Source organism: Exiguobacterium sp. s121, assembly GCF_018617245.1.
GTDB lineage: Bacteria > Bacillota > Bacilli > Exiguobacteriales > Exiguobacteriaceae > Exiguobacterium > Exiguobacterium profundum.
Window position 1 is genome coordinate 37815 of record NZ_JACSJV010000003.1, and the last position, 16960, is coordinate 54774.

Here is a 16960-nt window from a genome sequence, read left to right on the forward strand (position 1 = left end):
TGAAAAAGAGATGAGGGTTGTCCATGTACCAAACACATTCATTAAACGAAAAAATCAAACTGTTCTTCACGATTTTCTTTCCAATTTTAGTCACGCAAGTGTCTTTTTATTTGATTAGCTTTTTTGATACCGTCATGTCCGGACGGGCGGGTGCCGTCGATTTGGCAGGTGTCGGAGTCGGTTCAAGCTTGTGGATGCCGGTGTATACCGGACTGAGTGGAATCTTGCTGGCGGTGGCCCCGATCGTTTCGCAAGCGCTTGGTGCGCGAGACCGTCAACAGATTCAACGAACCTTGTTTCAAGGTATCTATTTAGCCATCATGCTAAGCGTAATCACGCTGACGTTGGGTTCATTCCTTGTGCCGATGGCAATCGAGAGCATGGGGCTCAGTGTAGAAGGGAAACGAATCGCGACGCAATACTTGCTTGCCCTTGGATTCGGTGTCTTGCCGATGTTCCTGTTCAATGTGCTACGCACGCTCATGGATGCCTTGGGCAAGACGCGAGTCTCGATGATCCTCATACTATTAGGGTTACCCATTAATGTCGGATTAAATTACATCTTCATCTTCGGAAAACTGGGGGTGCCGGCGTACGGCGGAGTTGGAGCGGGAATCGCCTCAAGCATCACTTACTGGCTACTCTTCTTCATGGCCTTCTTCTTCGTGAGAAACGGGAAGCCATTCCGCGAATACAAGTTTTTACGGACGACCGAACGAATGGTCTGGCTCCGACAAAAAGAGCTGTTACAACTTGGGACGCCAATCGGGCTCGCCATTTTCGCAGAAGTCAGCATCTTTGCGGCGGTCACGGTATTGCTCAGTTCATACGGTGACCAAATCGTCGCGGCTCACCAAGCGGCGATTAACTTCGCTTCGTTTGTTTACATGTTGCCACTCTCAGCATCGAGCGCATTGACGATCGTCGTGGGGTATGAGCTTGGCGCGAAACGACTGCAGGATGCCGTCCGCTATGCAAAAATCGGGCTCGCGCTCTGTCTCGGTGTTTCTATCTTTTCCGGTGCTTTTTTGTTTTGGCAAAACGAACGGGTCGCGGCTATTTATACGAATGATCCGACGGTCGTGGACCTTGCAGCTCACTTTATGATCTTCGCTGTATTCTTCCAACTGTCAGATGCTGTCGCGGCACCGATCCAAGGGATATTACGTGGCTTTAAAGACGTCAACATCACGCTCGTCCTTTCACTCGTCGCTTATTGGGTCATCGGTTTACCACTCGGGTATGTCTTGGCAGAGCACGCCGGATTTGGACCAGACGGTTATTGGATTGGCTTGATTGCCGGGCTCGCAGCCGGAGCGGTCTTGTTATTCCTCCGGTTAGTATGGATTGTCCGGCGCTACGGGACGGTTCAATCGACATAAAAAAGGAGAAGATTGTTCGCAAATGTGAACAATCTTTTATTTATTTAAAATTGGTCTATACAACTATACTTTTATCCGATATGATAACATGGAGGAAAACAAAAAGGAGTGGTGAACCGATGGGGACATTGATCAATGCTCGTATCGTGTCAGCAGAACAAACATGGGAACATGGATATATCAGATGGAATGGTCAAACGATTGATGAGATTGGATCGATGGACCAGTTTGAACAACAGGATGAACCTGTGATTGATGTCGCTGGAGCGCTCGTGACACCGGGTCTCATCGATGTGCATATCCATGGGGGATATGAAGTCGATACGATGGATGCGGATGAATCAAAACTTCGACGATTGAGTAACGACATGCTACAGGAAGGTGTCACGTCCTTTTTCGCGACGACGATCACGCAGTCAAAAGAAGCGATTGAGCATGCATTGAAGGCAGTCCGAAATGTCATCGAAGCGCAGGATACGACACTCATCGGAATCCACTTGGAAGGTCCATTTGTCAACGTGGAGATGGCTGGGGCACAACCGGCAGAATATATTATCGACCCGGATGCCGAGCAGTTCCGGAAATGGCAAGAGCTTGCCGGCGGTCATATCCGTCTTGTCACTTATGCACCGGAACGTCCAGGTGCACGTGAGTTTGAAGCTGTTCTTCGCGAAACCGGTGCAATCGGTTCGGCGGGCCATACGAGTGCGACATTTGAAGAGAACAAGCAGGCGGGCGTCAAACATGGGACGCATCTTTATAACCAAATGCGTGGGTTGCACCATCGAGAACCCGGAACGGTTGGGTATTGTCTCTTAGAGGGTGGGGTCATCGCGGAAATCATTCCGGATGGGATCCATAGTCGTCCGGAGATGGTCGACTTCGCGTTTCGCTTAAAAGGAGCAGATGAACTTGTCGTCATCACGGATGCGATGCGAGCAAAAGGACTTCCGGACGGACAATATGAACTTGGCGGTCAACCGGTCATCGTAGCGGACGGGGCTGCGCGACTTCAAGCCGGAAACCTGGCGGGCAGTGTGTTGACGATGGATGCTGCCTTTCGAAACATTCAGGCATATACGGGATGTACGGTGGAAGAAGCGGTCAAAATGACTTCGACGAATGCGGCCAAAGAATTCGGATTGACGACAAAAGGAGACATCAAATCGGGGTTTGATGCAGACCTTGTCGTTTGGGATGACACGACACATGTTCAGATGACTTTTGTCAAAGGTCGAATCGTATATGAACGGGAGGAACAAAGATGAATGTACTAGTCGCAAAGACGGCGAACGATGCGGAACGAATCGCCTATACGCTAATCAAAGAACGGATTTCAGGGAAACATGACTTCGTACTCGGTCTCGCAACCGGTAGCACACCGGTCGGGATGTATCAGATGTTTAAACAGGACGCGCTCGACTGTAGCCACGTGACGAGCGTCAATTTAGATGAATACATCGGATTATCGCCCGAACATCCTCAAAGTTATAACCGCTTCATGAAAGATCGACTCTTCGATGAGGTACCATTCAAACAAAGTCACCTCCCTCAAGGGGACGCGCCGGACTCGGAAGTGGAAGCATCACGTTATGAAGAACTTGTTCGGACACTCGGTGTCGATTTACAGCTTTTAGGGATTGGTGAGAATGGGCATATCGCCTTCAATGAACCGGGTACAGCGCTCGATGCGAAGACACATGTGACCGAACTCACGGAGTCTACTCGGGAAGCCAATCGTCGATTCTTTGATCGGTTAGAAGATGTACCGACACACGCCATCACGATGGGGCTCGATACGATCATGAACGCACGTGAAATCGTCCTAGTCGCGACAGGGGAGCGGAAAGCGGAAGCGGTGCAGCACATGATTGAGAGCGTACCGACGGTCGACTGGCCGGCCACGATCCTTCAGGCCCATCCTAGTGTGACAGTCGTACTCGACGAGGCGGCGGCATCACACTGTGCGGAATCCTTACAAGCCCGTGGACAAGAAGCGGCAACACGATTTTTTACCATTCGGGATTAACGGACCTGCGGAGTCATCTCCGCGGGTTTTTCTATGTTCAACTATGGGAAAATGTAAAGAAATGAATTTGTCATCAAAACGTTTTCGACAAATTTCTCGCTTTCCTCTATAATGAGTGAAGCTCATTATTTTGACTCGAAGGAGACCGATATGAATTCTAGAACACATGCTCGCAGACAGCGCACAGGTCCGTCTGCGTTTTATAAGATATTTAGTGCCCTCGTGCTGATTGCGATTATTGCTGGATCTAGCATTTACGGTACAGCGTTTTACAAAGCCCACAATATGTTGTCAGGTACCCAAGTCACATTAGAGGATGACCCGACGGTTGAGCCGACTCGTTATGATAAAGAAGATACGGAGACGTTCTTGGTTTTAGGGACAGACCTTTCGCCACAGAAGAAAGCGCGTGGCGAGTTTGGACGATCGGACGTTATGATTGTCGTCATTTTAAACAAGAAAGAAAAGCAGACGACGATGCTCAGTATCCCGCGTGACTCGTATGTCAATATTGACTACACGGGATATAACATTCCTTATGGCAAGACGGGACTTGACCAAGATAAGATCACACACGCTTACTACTTTGGTTCGATGGATGAATCGAATCCAAACAACGGGATGCGGATGGCGACGAACACGATCGAAGATTTAGTCGGTGTTGAAATCGACCATGTCGTCTCGCTCAACTTCCAAGGGTTCGTTGATTTCATTGATGCTGTAGGTGGAGTTGAGATTGATGTTCCGTTCTCATCACAACAAAACAGTTACGATGCGTCACGTGAGACAGTTCAAATCGAACAAGGACTTCAACAGCTTTCTGGTGAAGAGGCACTTGCCTACGTTCGAAATCGATACGATGATCCACGTGGGGACATCGGTCGTGGACAACGCCAGATGGAAGTCATCAATGCCGTGCTCGAACAATCACTCGGCACTTCACTCCTAAACAATTACGATAAGGTCTTGAAAGCCGTCGGCGACAACATGCAGACGACACTTGGCCCGAATGACTATATGCGTTTAATTGAAGATGTTGGCGCGCTTCACAATACGGTGCAATATCAATTGACTGGAGAAGGTGCCCGGGCAGATGACGGACACTTCTACTATTTCTTGAACGAACCGCTTCTTGAAGAAGTACGCTATCGTGTACAACAAGCGGACGCCGGTAATCGTGTCGAGCCGATGTCCGATACAGAACTCGAGTCGTATACGTTAGACCCGAGCGGGGTAACGTACGAAGCTCAATAAAAAAAGTTTGCCCTCGGGCAAACTTTTTTTATATGCGGTCCATGGCGACGGTCAAGGAGTATGAATCTCCGCGAAAGAGTGAACGACTATACTCGAACATGTCACCGTTCTCGAGATAAGTTCGCTGGTCAATCAGCAATACCGGTGCGTTCGGAGAAATAGTGAGGAGCTTGGCTTCTTCTGGACCGGCGCTCCGGGCTTCGAGTGTTTGTGTTGCATTTTTCAGGCGTAAGCCATGCTGTTCGGCATAAGCATAAATCGATCCCGTCGCGTCATCTTGTGTCAGGTCAGGCAATAAATGAACGGGAATATAGGCGGTTTCGAGCGCAAGTGGGTGATCATCGGCGAGTCGTAGCCGTTTCATTTCATAAACCGGTGTTTGATTTGGGATGCTTAGTTGCTGCGCGATGCGATCCGTTGCCGGAATGACCTCGTATGACAAGAGACGGCTGAGCGGTCGCATGCCTCGATGTTTGATTTCCTCGGAAAAACTCGTCAGTCCCGATAACGTCATCGCAATCTTCTGACTCGCGACGAACGTGCCTCTTCCTTTTTGACGGCTCAAGTAACCGGCGTTGACGAGGTTCATGATGGCTTGACGAATCGTCATCCGACTGACGTGAAATTGCTCGGAAAATTCACGCTCTGAAGGCAAGGTGTCTCCTGGTTTTAACAATCCGTCATCAATTTGTTGCTTTAAGTACGCTTCAATTTGATAATAAATAGGTAACGGAGATTGTTTATCGATTTCTAACATATCATTTCGCTCCTGACTGAGAAGATGTATGTTTCATTATAGACGAAATTAAACTAGTTGTCTGAACAGATTATAGAGAGAAGGTGGAGGACAAGATGGAACCATATACAGCAAGTACAGTCGTGACCTCAATAAAGGAAGACGGCAACGGTCATTGGCACACACTCGAGAACAGCCCGTTTTATGCGGAAGGTGGGGGACAACCGGCTGACCGTGGATGGATTGGGACGCATCCTGTACTGGACGTACAAATCAAGGACGGGGAAGTATGGCATCTCTTGTCAGAATCATTACCAGCGGGCACGACGATAGAGGTTCGAATCGATGAGGACGTCAGACGGGATCATTCCATCCAGCATACTGCTCAACATGTGATAACGGCGATTTTGGAAGACCGTCATGGCATTCGGACGCTCAGCTTTGGAATCGGAGAGACCGATTCATCTATTGAGATTGAAACGGCAACGATGGACTGGGTGCACGTTGAGGCACTTGAACAAGAAATGCAACAAGTCATCTTTGAAAACCGTCCGATTCGTGTCTATGAAATCCCAAAAGAAGAAGTAGACCGGGCGCGCTTACGGAAAGAGACGGACCGAACGGGGATGATTCGCATCGTCGAAATCGAAGGTCTAGATTACAATGCATGTGGTGGTACTCATGTGGAGACAACGGGACAACTCGGTACCATCCATGTGACGGCGATGAAGAAAGTGAGGGGGAATCTCCGCTTGACGTATGTGGCGGGAAGTCGAGCGATCAAGGCGACTCAACAAGCGCGAGCAGCGTTGCGGACGATTCACCATACATTCTCGACAACGAATGAATCCGTGGCAGCCCGTGTAATCGAAGAACATACGATTCGTTTGGAACGTGAAAAAGAAATCAAAACGCTCGAAGAACGGATTGCCAAAGCGAAAGTGGAGGCCGTGTTGAAAGAAGATAACTATGTGGCCTTACATGTCGGGAGAACAGAAGCGGAAACGTTGACGACCGCCATCATCGAACGAATCGCAGCAACAGGACGAATTGCCGTTGGCGCTAACTATGGAACGCAGAAATTGTTCGTCATGCATGACGGGACACAGGATATCGCCGTCGGCACATTCTTGAAAGCGGCGCTCCAAGAGATGAAAATCGGGCGTGGCGGTGGAAGCCATAAGCAGGCCCAAGCGCGTTTCACATCCGTAGCGGAACTAGAAAAGGGAATCGAAGAAATCGTGAAACGATTGCAGGAAGGAGTTTTACCATGTTGATCATTCAATCGGGAAACGAAGCAGCGTTGATTGAACAGGCCAAACAAGTGCGGGAGATCGTATTCGTTCAGGAACAAGGAATCGATGCGAGTTTAGAATACGATGATTTAGACGATATGTGTACACATGTGGTCGGGCTCCTTGACTCCGAACCTGTGACGACAGCGCGTCTTCGTCCAGTCGACTCGACTGTCGGAAAAGTGGAGCGAGTGGCGACGATTCAATCGGCCCGGGGCCATGGATATGGGAAAGACATTATGATTGAAGTTGAACGTGTCGCGAAACGTCAAGGGTTGGTTGAACTACGATTGGGTGCACAACTGACGGCGCTTCCGTTTTATGAAAAGCTCGGGTACGAGGCGTTCGGAGATGAGTTTTTGGATGCCAATATCCCGCACCGCATGATGCGAAAAACATGGTAATCTTTTTTTGAAATATCCCATTTTTCTAAAAAAAGGTTGGCAAGAAGATTTCGTTTTGTTATAACTAATACTAACAACTGACAGATAGAGGTTGCGAATGACATGAGTAAGCTTGGTTGAAACGGACGCACTCCGGACCGAGCCGAAAGGGGAAATTCGCCGAAGTCGACGTTCACGTGCGTGTGAATGAAGGCTGGGGTAGTCGTGAATAACGCCTACACTGCCATGGTCAACTACCATGGAGCGCTATCTACGGAACGATTCTTTAATCGTTTTTCAACTGCGCGTACAAGCGGCAGACCGTAGGGAGAGTGCTTCCTACCGGTCTGCCGCTTTTTCTGTTGGTGGACATCTTGAAAGTGGGGAACTTGATGACAACCGTACTGAAATTTGGTGGCAGCTCCGTTGCCACAATCGAACAAATACAAGCCATTTCGGACTATTTACAGACACGTGTGGCGACCGGTGAAAAATTGGTCGTCGTCGTATCGGCGATGGGCAAAACGACAGATTCGCTCTTGTCGCTCGCCAAACAAATCACGGATCGCCCGATGATTCGCGAACTCGACCGGCTACTCGCCGTTGGAGAAGAACAGACCATCAGCCTACTCAGTATCGCCTTGAACTCGCGAGGCGTACCGGCCATCTCATTAACAGGACAGCAAGCCGGGATTGATACGATGGGCATTCATACGAAGAGCAAAATCAAAGCGATTCGGAAAGAAGTGTTACACGAGAAGTTGCGTCAATACGACGTCCTGATTGTCGCCGGATTCCAAGGCGTGAATGAAGCGGGAGACGTCACGACCCTTGGGCGTGGCGGTTCGGACACGACAGCCGTCGCACTGGCGGCCGTCCTCAGTCAGCGTTGTGAAATTTATACGGACGTCGCGGGTGTATATACGACGGACCCACGAATCCATCCGACGGCGAAACGGCTTGATACGGTCTCCTATGACGAGATGATGGAGATGAGTGCACTCGGTTCAAAAGTGATGGAGATGCGAAGCGTGGAGCTCGCAAAGAAATATGACGTCAATATTTTTGTTGGGAAGACGCTTTCGAGCGAAGGAGGAACATGGATCATGGATACGACGCAAGCGATGGAACAGAAAGCAGTCACGAGTGTGAGTGTCGTCAAGAACGTACTCAGTGTCTCAATCAAACATATTCCGCATACGGCGGCGGGAGTCGCAGACATTTTTGAACGATTGTCAGAGCGACACGTCAACATCGATATGATTTCACAGACGGCATTCGACGGCGAAGTGTTTCTCTCGTTCACATGTCCGCTCGATGAAGAGGCGTTTTTAGAAGAGGCGCTCGCGGAGTTGACAGCGACCTTGCCTCAAATCAAAATCGATCGTCATACGGAACATGCAAAAATTTCTGTCGTCGGAATCGGTATGCGAGACGCGACAGGGGTCGCATCAGAGCTCTTTGCGACATTCCGTGAGATGGGGATTCCATTCTATCAAGTCACGACGTCTGAAATCAGTATTTCCTATACGATTCAAGAACAAGACGTAGAAGCGGCAGTCGCAGCCATTGCGGCCCGGTTCCACTTATAAGGGGGGAGCATAATGTATAACGTAGCAGTCGTCGGTGCGACAGGTGCCGTCGGACAAAAAATGATTGACGTCTTAACAGAATATGAATTTCCAATCAGCGAGTTGAGACTCTATGCTTCAGCCCGCTCGGCAGGAAAGACGGTCGAGGTGAATGGGCAATCGATCGTGATTCGTGAATTGACCGATGCGATTTATGCGGACCCAATCGATATCGCACTCTTCTCTGCAGGTGGGAGCATCAGTGAACAATATGCCCCTCGGTTGAGTGAGCAAGGAGTCATTGTCATCGATAATTCAAGTGCATTCCGAATGCAAGAAGGAATTCCACTCATCGTACCGGAAGTGAACCGAGTCGAACTCAGTCCGGAGAGAACGCTCATCGCGAACCCGAACTGTTCCACGATTCAATCGGTCGTGGCGCTCGCGCCTCTAGCGGAAGTATACGGACTGACACGCGTCGCGTACACATCTTATCAAGCGGTATCGGGATCGGGTCAAAAAGGGATCGATGACCTCGAGCGCGGTGCGCGCGGAGAGGAACCGACGAATTATCCGTATCCGATTTATGATAACGTGTTGCCGCACATCGATGTGTTTCAAGAAAATGGCTACACGAAAGAAGAACAGAAGATGATGGATGAGACACGTAAGATTTTAAATGCGCCAAACCTCGGGGTGACGGCCACTTGTGTCCGGGTGCCGGTGCGAAACAGTCATGCGGTCTCAATCACGGTGTCGCTCGAGCGAGATGCGACGGTCGCAGAACTGAAAGCAGTCCTTGCCGATGCACCAGGGGTCGTGTTAATGGACAATCCATCCGAATTGACATATCCGACACCGCTCGATGCGAACGGGACGGATGAGGTGTATGTCGGACGAATTCGCCGAGACGATTCACAACCCAATACGTTCCATCTTTGGTGCGTTGCAGATAACGTCCGAAAAGGGGCGGCAGCGAATGCCGTTCAAATCGCACAATGTATGATTAGTCAAACAGCGACGAAATAAGGAGGAGATGACATGTTCACAGGAGTGGCGACAGCACTAGCTACCCCATTTCAAGAAAATGGGCAGTTGAATCTAGAAGCATGGGCGGCATTAATTGAAGACCAAATCCAAGAAGGTGTGACGGGTCTCATCATCGGTGGGACGACCGGCGAAGGGATGACAATCACTGATGACGAGTTTGAGACATTGCTCGTTCGAGCGGTGGAGGTCGCAAACGGTCGAGCCGTGATCATCGCGGGGACCGGTTCGAACAATACAGCAGTCAGTATCGAGAAAACGAAACGGGCCGCCGAACTTGGTGCGGAGATGGCGATGGTCGTCACACCGTACTATAACAAGTCGACACAGGTCGGGCTGATTGCTCACTTTACTGCGATTGCGGATGCGTCACCGATTCCGCTCATGCTCTACAATGTTCCTTCACGGACGGGTGTCGCCTTGGCACCGGAAACGGTCGGTGAGCTCGCGGAACATCCGCGCATCACGGCCTTGAAAGAAGCGAGTGGGGATATCTCGGTCATGGCGCAGATGATGGCCCATATTCCGGAAGGGTTCACCGTTTACTGTGGAAATGACGATCAAATCTTGCCGTACATGGCTTGGGGCGCACAAGGGGTCGTCTCCGTTTTATCAAACGTCTATCCGGGAGCGACGGTCGCGTTGGCAGACGCCCTATTGGCGGGTGATTTGCAGACAGCACGTACGTGGCAAATTCGTTTACTCCCAGTCATCGATGAACTTTTCGCAGAAGTGAATCCCATTCCGGTGAAGGCAGCGCTTCAAGCGCGAGGATTTGAAGTCGGTGCGCCACGTCTGCCGCTCGTTCCAATGAGCGCGACAGCTGAGGCGAAATTACTATCGGCGATGGAACAATTCAATGAGGTGAGACAATGAATGTTCTCATCCATGGGTTTGGCGCAATGGGACGCATTGTCGAAGAGGTCGCTCATGCGCAAGGTGTAAACGTAACGGCAATCGTCTCACCGGGAAGTGACGAGCACACGGCGACTCTGAATGAGGTGGACGTACCCGTCGATGTCGTGATCGACTTTTCGAACCCGGCGTTACTCCCTGATTTACTCGCGTTCGGACGGGAGCGCAATATTCCGCTCGTCATTGCGACGACGGGCTTCACACCGGAAGAATTGGCCGAGATCGAGACGGCTTCACAAGAGATCCCAATCTTTCAGTCTTATAACACCTCATATGGGATTGCACTGTTGAAACAGTTGCTCGACCAACTTGTCCCGCTCACTCTCGGATATGATATTGAAGTGATTGAGGCACATCATCGGAAGAAAGTGGACGCACCAAGCGGGACGGCAGAATTATTGGCACGTGCCATCGAAGCGAAGCGTGACGTGACACCGATTTACGAACGAACGTCACGTCGGGAAGCGCGTGCTACCGAAGAGTTGGGCATGCATTCCATTCGGGGTGGCACGATCTTCGGTGAGCATACCGTGCTCTTCGCCGGAGATGATGAAATGATTGAATTGAAACATACTGCGTTATCGAAACGCGTCTTTGCAAACGGGGCCCTTGCCGCTGCGGCAACGATCATCGATCGCCCGGCAGGACTTTATAATCTATCGAACTTATACGAGGAGGCTACTCATGTTACTCACAAACGCTTATGAAATCGCACAATATATTAAAGATGCTAAGAAGGAAACACCAGTTAAGCTTTACGTCAACGGTCAATTGGCGGGTCTTGAAATCGAGGAAGCGAAAGCATTCGGAACGGATGAGTCGAAACTGTTTTTGACGACGGCAGAACGCGCTGCGGCATTCTTAGAAGTCAATGCATCGGTCATCACAGATTCTCATCTTGAATATGATCGTCGCAACAGTGCTGTACCGATGCTCGATACGACACAACTCAATGCCCGAATTGAACCAGGCTCGTTCATCCGAGATCACGTTCAAATCGGCAACAACGCGGTCGTCATGATGGGAGCTGTCGTCAACATCGGAGCTGTCATCGGAGATGGTTCGATGGTCGACATGAACGCTGTCATCGGAGCACGCGGAACGCTCGGGAAGAACGTTCACCTTGGCGCAGGTGCCGTGGTCGCAGGGGTTCTTGAGCCACCTTCAAAAGATCCGGTCATCATCGAGGATGGTGTCATGATTGGGGCGAACGCAGTCATCTTAGAGGGCGTTCGCGTCGGTGAAAACGCAGTTGTCGCGGCAGGAAGTGTCGTCACACAAGATGTCCCTCCAGGTGTTGTCGTTGCGGGAACACCTGCACGAATCATCAAACAGAAAGATGAAAAAACTTCTGAAAAAACGCAACTTGTTGATGACTTACGCTCTCTCTAACGTATAATAGACAGAAAATATAAAAAATGAGGAATGGGAGAGTTGCATTATGGAACAGTATGGACAATGGATGTGGAAAGACGGGGCTTGGATTGAGCCGACTGACGCAAACACGAGTATCATGACACACGCGATTCATTACGGAAGCGGGTTCTTTGAAGGGATTCGCGCGTATCACACGGAGGAAGGTCCTGCCATCTTCCGATTACGTGAACACTTGGAGCGACTTGTTCGCTCGTGTGCATACTACCACGTCACGCTACCGTATACGGTAGATGAACTCGAACAAGCCACGATGGAATTGATTGAGCGAAACGGATTTGAAGCATGCTACATCCGTCCGTTCGTCTTCCTTGGAACACCATGGCAAGCACTTATGCCGACTGCTGAGACGAAGGTACATGTTGCCATCTCGTGTTGGCCGCTCGGTGAATATTTCAATAAGACGGTCGGGATTCGAGCGAAAGTGGCCTCGTATCGCCGCGTGTCTTCTACAATGATGCCAATGCAAGCGAAAGCGGCATCGAACTATATGAACTCACAGCTATTAAAAGGAGAGGCGCTCCGTGACGGATTCGACGAAGCGATTGCCCTTGATATGAACGGAAACGTCAGTGAGGCGAGTGTCGCGAACATCTTCCTCGTGAAAGGAAAAACGATTACGACACCGTCCCTTGACTGTTCTGTACTCGATGGCATCACACGTCAAACGGTGATGCAATTGGCTCGCGAGGCCGGTTATGAAATCGTCGAGCGCCATATCGGACGCGATGAGCTCTATGTGGCTGATGAAATCTTCTTAACGGGAACGGCAGCCGAGGTGACGAGCGTCATCGAGGTCGACCATATCTCGATTGGTGGAGGTGTCCAGACGGTTGCGACAGAAATGTTGACACGCTATCGTGAAGCCGTAACAGGACAGCTTCCGGAACACCGCGATTGGATCACGTTCGTGAAATCAGCAGTAACAGAGTAAAGGAGTTTTGCACGATGGGAGTCACAATTGACTTGAATGCGATTCGCGAAAACAAACGCCGGATTGAAGCGCTCGGGCGCCCCGTGTTTGCGGTCGTGAAAAACAATGCCTATAACCTAGGAATGGAGCCAGTTGTGACGACTTTGTATGATGAAGGAGTCCGTCACTTCATGGTGACCACGTTAGAAGAAGCGATTGAAGTGCGAGCGCATGCAGAGTCGGCTCGCGTCCTCGTCATGAATCCGATATACACGTGGGAACACGTGCATACCCATGAATTTGACGTCGCAATCGGCTCGTATGAATGGCTCGTTTCACAGCGTGAGCATCTCGATGGCGTTCGCCTTCATTTGAAATTGGACGTCGGCATGAACCGATTCGGTGCCAAAACGTTTGAAGAAGCGCTACAGATCGTTGCCTTCTGCCAAAATGAAGGATTGAACCTTGTCGGACTATGTACACATTTTCCGCTCGCGGATGCGGACAATGCCGAAGTCGAGCATAGCGTCCAAGTCGAACGCTTTGCCGACTGGTCGACACGTTTGATGGAACGTCATACGTTTGAACTGATCCATGCGGCAAATAGTGCGGCCACGCTTCAAGACGACTCGCGCTTGCACCATTGCACACATGTGCGTGTCGGTATTTTCTTATACGGTTATTCATCGGTGGAGCCGGTTGAGTGGCTCGTACCTGCGTTTTATTGGGAGACAGAAGTGGTTGCCGTCCACGACATCGAAGCGGGGGCTCATGTCGGGTATGGAACGGGATATACCGCGGAATCGAAAGAACGGATTGCTGTCTTACCTGTCGGATATGGGGATGGATTGATGCGGGCGAGACGTCACTTGCCTGTTCACATCGAGGGGAAAGCATACCCGTTCATCAGTAACATCTTTATGAGCCATAGCTTCATCAAAGTCGACGAAGACGTACAAATCGGCGACCGCGTCACATTATATGGAATCGAGACGAAAATCGATGACGTGACACGTGTTGGCTATGCCAACAACTCAGAACAGCTCTGTGCCCGTTCGTGGCGTGTCCCACATCGCTTTGAAGGAGGAATTGTATGTACACCACCAATCAATCAGAATGTTTGATCGAAGGCGTGTCCGTCCGTGAACTTCAAGCGACGTACGGGACACCTTTATACATCATGAGTGAGCCAGAACTAGAGCGTCGCCTTAGAATTGTCCAGAATGCGTTTCTAGATAAGTATCCGAACACGTATGCGTTATACGCGTCAAAAGCATTATCGATTGCGGCCGTTTATGAAAAAGTGATGGCCGCAGGGTTAAGTGTCGATGTCGTCTCAAGGGGTGAGATGTACGTGGCACTGCATGCCGGGGTACCGGCGGAGCGCATTCATGTCCATGGGTCGAACAAGACGATTCTTGACATCACGTATGCTCTCGAACAGGGGATTACACACTTTACCATCGACAATATGCGGGAGATCAGCCTCTTGTCAGGACTTGCGGCTGAATACAATCGCGAAGTCGATGTGCTTCTCCGCATTGTGCCTCAAGTTGTCGGGGGTGCCCATGCGGCGATTCAAACGGGTGGGGTTGATACAAAATTCGGTTTCCCGACGCATGACGACACGTATTTAGACGCGATTCGTGCAACGTTAGAAGCCGAGCACTTACAGTTGAAGGGAATCCATTGTCACGTCGGTTCTCAAATTCAAGATCCGACCCTCTTCATCAACACGGTGAAGACGATGGTGCGCTTCATGGATACGATTCGTCAGGAAACCGGCTATACGACGGACGTCTTGAACATCGGCGGGGGATTCGGCGTCGCTTACTTGGATGAAGACGAATATCTCGATTTTGCCCAGACGATGGAGCAAGTCATGGAGACGTTGGTCGAGGAGGTCGAGGCACGTGAATTGCCACTTCCGAAAATCGGGATTGAGCCGGGACGTTGGCTCGTCGCCAATGCGGGTGCCACGCTTTATGAGGTGGGGACCGTCAAAGAAGTGAGTGGCGTTCGTACATTCGTGTCTGTCGATGGCGGGATGACGGACAATATCCGTCCGGCATTGTATGACGCGGAGTATGAGGTCGTGGCAGCGACTCGGATGAATGAAGAGAAAACGCTCGAGGCAAAAATAGTCGGAGCGTGCTGTGAGTCGGGAGACATCATCTCGAACCGCTCATTGATCCCCCCTGTCACACCAGGTGATTTATTACTTGTCAAAGCAACAGGAGCGTACAATTTCTCCATGGCGAGCAACTATAACCAGATGCTTCGTCCAGCTGTTGTCTTCGTGAAGGACGGGGCACATCGACTTGTCGTTCGTCGCCAAACGTTTGAAGACTTGGTGGCATGTGAGGTCATTGGACAATCAACGTAAGACTGCAGAGCAATCTGTAGTCTTTTTTTGATTTTGAAATGAGAATGTTTTTCAATTATGATAGAGAAGAGAAAAAAAGGGGAAGTGACGGTCATGACAAAGACAGCAGCACAAAAGTTAATTGAAGAAAGACGTACGGTCCGTATGTTCAAAGAAGAACCAATCGATACGAAAGTGCTCTATGAAGTGTTGCAATCGGCACATCATGCACCATTTCACAATAAAGTCGAACCATGGAACGTGTATGTGTTCAATGGGGATGGGAAGCAAGTGTTACTCGATGCGCTCGAACCAGCCTTCTCGGAGGCGTCAGAAGGGCAACGCGAAAAGGTGACGGGACGGATTTTAAATGCGGCAACCTGTATGTATGTGACGGCAAAACATTTTGAAACGGACAAAGGGAATCGTGACGCGTTACTCGCGACGGCGACATTCATTCAAAATGTTCAGCTGCTCTTAAGTGAACGTAAGATCGGAATGGTCTGGCGGACGGGTGGACTGTTTGATGATGCACGGTTGAAGGAAATGATTGGGGCGGAAGGGGAGACGTTTATCGGTCTCCTGCAAATCGGGAAATATGACACAGAAGATATCCCTACACCGAAAGCGCGACAACCGATTGATTCGCATCTCATCATGTTTGAATAATAAAAAGCGAGCGATGGGGAATCCCTTCGCTCGCTTGATCTATATATCGGTCAGTTATCGCTTTAATTTTGTTGCGAGCCAATCTTGAATCACAGTCGTTGGAATCATCCAGTCGTTCCTCCATTTTTAGAATCTTCTTCTCTACTATTATCCAAATGCATACGTTCCCAAACCTCTCGATGTGCGCCATGAAGGGCATCATCGAATGAATCATCGATATGAAGGCCATAACTTGGATTGATGGACGAGGCATACAGGTCTAGCATGAGTTGATCATGGTTCGGATACATAGAGTGGGCTCCTTTCAATACATCAGCTTGGCTACAACTTCAGTATACAAAGGAACTATGTAGAAAATTCGAGAGAAACGTTAACATTTTATGAATCTTGTAAACGCTTTCACAATTGTTGAATTTCGCGAACTGGAACGCACGACTGCTTATATTGTTCGGCACGCTTGGCATATTTCTTTACCGTTCTCTCCATGATAAAACGATCTTCATCGTTTAATGGACGAACGACTTTTGCTGGGACGCCCATGACCATCACCCCTTCAGGAATTTGCATGTTTGGTGTGACGAGCGCACCGGCAGCGACAAAGGACCCTTTTCCAATCTTCGCCCCATCGAGTACGGTAGCGTGCATGCCAATCAAGCAATCTTCTTCAATCTCACAGCCGTGAATCATCGCCATGTGGCCAATCGAGACACGGTCATGAATGATTGTCGGTGAGCCTTCATATTGATGAATCATCGAACCATCCTGAATGTTGACGTATGAACCGATTTGAATGGGTCCTTCGTCTCCACGGATGATGGTATTGAACCATACTCCCGAGTGAGCACCGATGGTCACGTCTCCAATCACGTGTGCCCCTGGTGCAAGATAAGTCGTCGGATCGACTTTTGGTGTCAACTCTCCTAATTTGTATTGCATCGTTGTAACCCCTTTCAGAAAGATATGTTAT

The 16960-nt window shown here is 49.8% G+C and carries 18 protein-coding genes and 1 riboswitch; of the genes, 15 read left to right on the forward strand and 3 right to left on the reverse strand.

The features are described from left to right. Positions 1-23 precede the first annotated feature (23 nt). From KOG47_RS12355 to KOG47_RS12370, 4 genes are all read left to right on the forward strand, one after another. Positions 24-1382: an MATE family efflux transporter gene (locus tag KOG47_RS12355; protein ID WP_211781723.1), complete on the forward strand. Its 1359-nt coding sequence runs from the start codon at positions 24-26 to the stop codon at positions 1380-1382. Between the two features lie 119 nt (positions 1383-1501). Then, entirely contained in the window at positions 1502-2650 is a 1149-nt protein-coding gene (gene nagA / locus KOG47_RS12360; protein ID WP_215244325.1) for an N-acetylglucosamine-6-phosphate deacetylase, read from the forward strand. Then, positions 2647-3411 (forward strand): glucosamine-6-phosphate deaminase, encoded by a 765-nt coding sequence (gene nagB, locus KOG47_RS12365; protein WP_074037815.1) that lies wholly within the window; start codon positions 2647-2649, stop codon positions 3409-3411. Before nagA ends, nagB begins: the two co-directional genes overlap by 4 nt. A 150-nt stretch (positions 3412-3561) precedes the next feature. After that, positions 3562-4665: an LCP family protein gene (locus tag KOG47_RS12370; RefSeq protein WP_074037814.1), complete on the forward strand. Its 1104-nt coding sequence runs from the start codon at positions 3562-3564 to the stop codon at positions 4663-4665. 28 nt (positions 4666-4693) lie between these two features. Here the strand turns inward: KOG47_RS12370 and KOG47_RS12375 are convergent, their stop codons facing one another. Continuing rightward, on the reverse strand, positions 4694-5422 hold the full coding sequence (locus KOG47_RS12375) for a GntR family transcriptional regulator (protein WP_159563504.1): 729 nt from the start codon (positions 5420-5422) through the stop codon (positions 4694-4696). A gap of 95 nt (positions 5423-5517) precedes the next feature. Between KOG47_RS12375 and KOG47_RS12380 the strand changes: the two genes are divergently transcribed. The 11 genes from KOG47_RS12380 to KOG47_RS12430 all read left to right on the forward strand — a co-directional run bounded on the left by KOG47_RS12380 (position 5518) and on the right by KOG47_RS12430 (position 15993). Next, positions 5518-6678, forward strand: coding sequence for an alanyl-tRNA editing protein (locus tag KOG47_RS12380; RefSeq protein ID WP_074037813.1), 1161 nt, complete (start codon positions 5518-5520; stop codon positions 6676-6678). After that, entirely contained in the window at positions 6672-7100 is a 429-nt protein-coding gene (locus tag KOG47_RS12385; RefSeq protein ID WP_074037812.1) for a GNAT family N-acetyltransferase, read from the forward strand. Before KOG47_RS12380 ends, KOG47_RS12385 begins: the two co-directional genes overlap by 7 nt. A gap of 77 nt (positions 7101-7177) precedes the next feature. After that, a riboswitch (Lysine riboswitch) is annotated at positions 7178-7357 on the forward strand. A 114-nt stretch (positions 7358-7471) separates the two neighbouring features. Continuing rightward, positions 7472-8671 carry an aspartate kinase gene (locus tag KOG47_RS12390; protein WP_078147890.1) on the forward strand — a complete coding sequence of 400 codons (1200 nt, stop codon included), beginning with the start codon at positions 7472-7474 and terminating at the stop codon, positions 8669-8671. A gap of 12 nt (positions 8672-8683) precedes the next feature. Next, positions 8684-9679, forward strand: a complete 996-nt coding sequence (locus tag KOG47_RS12395; protein WP_159563506.1) for an aspartate-semialdehyde dehydrogenase — start codon at positions 8684-8686, stop codon at positions 9677-9679. Positions 9680-9691: 12 nt separating this feature from the next. Continuing rightward, positions 9692-10573, forward strand: coding sequence for a 4-hydroxy-tetrahydrodipicolinate synthase (gene dapA, locus KOG47_RS12400; protein ID WP_215244326.1), 882 nt, complete (start codon positions 9692-9694; stop codon positions 10571-10573). Further along, the gene (gene dapB / locus KOG47_RS12405; protein ID WP_078146280.1) at positions 10570-11319 is read left to right on the forward strand and encodes a 4-hydroxy-tetrahydrodipicolinate reductase; all 750 of its coding nucleotides are present in this window, start codon (positions 10570-10572) and stop codon (positions 11317-11319) included. The genes dapA and dapB overlap by 4 nt, the downstream gene beginning before the upstream one ends. Continuing rightward, a complete protein-coding gene (dapD, locus tag KOG47_RS12410; RefSeq protein WP_215244327.1) occupies positions 11297-12004 on the forward strand; it encodes a 2,3,4,5-tetrahydropyridine-2,6-dicarboxylate N-acetyltransferase in 708 nt (235 codons plus the stop codon). The genes dapB and dapD overlap by 23 nt, the downstream gene beginning before the upstream one ends. Before the next feature lie 49 nt (positions 12005-12053). Continuing rightward, on the forward strand, positions 12054-12980 hold the full coding sequence (locus KOG47_RS12415) for a branched-chain amino acid transaminase (protein WP_074037806.1): 927 nt from the start codon (positions 12054-12056) through the stop codon (positions 12978-12980). Between the two features lie 14 nt (positions 12981-12994). Further along, on the forward strand, positions 12995-14083 hold the full coding sequence (alr, locus tag KOG47_RS12420; RefSeq protein WP_074037805.1) for an alanine racemase: 1089 nt from the start codon (positions 12995-12997) through the stop codon (positions 14081-14083). Further along, complete coding sequence (lysA, locus tag KOG47_RS12425; protein WP_214691456.1) at positions 14053-15345, forward strand: diaminopimelate decarboxylase; 1293 nt, start codon at positions 14053-14055, stop codon at positions 15343-15345. The genes alr and lysA overlap by 31 nt, the downstream gene beginning before the upstream one ends. A gap of 93 nt (positions 15346-15438) precedes the next feature. Beyond that, entirely contained in the window at positions 15439-15993 is a 555-nt protein-coding gene (locus tag KOG47_RS12430; RefSeq protein ID WP_251131870.1) for a nitroreductase family protein, read from the forward strand. Positions 15994-16097: 104 nt separating this feature from the next. On the opposite strand, the gene KOG47_RS12435 is transcribed toward KOG47_RS12430, so the two are convergent. After that, positions 16098-16283, reverse strand: coding sequence for a hypothetical protein (locus tag KOG47_RS12435; RefSeq protein WP_074037801.1), 186 nt, complete (start codon positions 16281-16283; stop codon positions 16098-16100). Between the two features lie 109 nt (positions 16284-16392). Then, positions 16393-16929, reverse strand: a complete 537-nt coding sequence (locus tag KOG47_RS12440) for a gamma carbonic anhydrase family protein (protein WP_215244329.1) — start codon at positions 16927-16929, stop codon at positions 16393-16395. Between the last annotated feature and the right edge of the window lie 31 nt (positions 16930-16960).

Coding starts and splice junctions, on each gene's coding strand:
- nagA (WP_215244325.1), top strand. CDS start 1,502: ATGGGGACATTGATCAATGCTCGTATCGTGTCAGCAGAACAAACATGG.
- KOG47_RS12380 (WP_074037813.1), top strand. CDS start 5,518: ATGGAACCATATACAGCAAGTACAGTCGTGACCTCAATAAAGGAAGAC.
- dapD (WP_215244327.1), top strand. CDS start 11,297: ATGTTACTCACAAACGCTTATGAAATCGCACAATATATTAAAGATGCT.
- alr (WP_074037805.1), top strand. CDS start 12,995: ATGGGAGTCACAATTGACTTGAATGCGATTCGCGAAAACAAACGCCGG.
- dapA (WP_215244326.1), top strand. CDS start 9,692: ATGTTCACAGGAGTGGCGACAGCACTAGCTACCCCATTTCAAGAAAAT.
- nagB (WP_074037815.1), top strand. CDS start 2,647: ATGAATGTACTAGTCGCAAAGACGGCGAACGATGCGGAACGAATCGCC.
- KOG47_RS12370 (WP_074037814.1), top strand. CDS start 3,562: ATGAATTCTAGAACACATGCTCGCAGACAGCGCACAGGTCCGTCTGCG.
- KOG47_RS12430 (WP_251131870.1), top strand. CDS start 15,439: ATGACAAAGACAGCAGCACAAAAGTTAATTGAAGAAAGACGTACGGTC.
- dapB (WP_078146280.1), top strand. CDS start 10,570: ATGAATGTTCTCATCCATGGGTTTGGCGCAATGGGACGCATTGTCGAA.
- lysA (WP_214691456.1), top strand. CDS start 14,053: ATGTACACCACCAATCAATCAGAATGTTTGATCGAAGGCGTGTCCGTC.
- KOG47_RS12395 (WP_159563506.1), top strand. CDS start 8,684: ATGTATAACGTAGCAGTCGTCGGTGCGACAGGTGCCGTCGGACAAAAA.
- KOG47_RS12435 (WP_074037801.1), bottom strand. CDS start 16,283: ATGTATCCGAACCATGATCAACTCATGCTAGACCTGTATGCCTCGTCC.
- KOG47_RS12355 (WP_211781723.1), top strand. CDS start 24: ATGTACCAAACACATTCATTAAACGAAAAAATCAAACTGTTCTTCACG.
- KOG47_RS12375 (WP_159563504.1), bottom strand. CDS start 5,422: ATGTTAGAAATCGATAAACAATCTCCGTTACCTATTTATTATCAAATT.
- KOG47_RS12440 (WP_215244329.1), bottom strand. CDS start 16,929: ATGCAATACAAATTAGGAGAGTTGACACCAAAAGTCGATCCGACGACT.
- KOG47_RS12390 (WP_078147890.1), top strand. CDS start 7,472: ATGACAACCGTACTGAAATTTGGTGGCAGCTCCGTTGCCACAATCGAA.
- KOG47_RS12415 (WP_074037806.1), top strand. CDS start 12,054: ATGGAACAGTATGGACAATGGATGTGGAAAGACGGGGCTTGGATTGAG.
- KOG47_RS12385 (WP_074037812.1), top strand. CDS start 6,672: ATGTTGATCATTCAATCGGGAAACGAAGCAGCGTTGATTGAACAGGCC.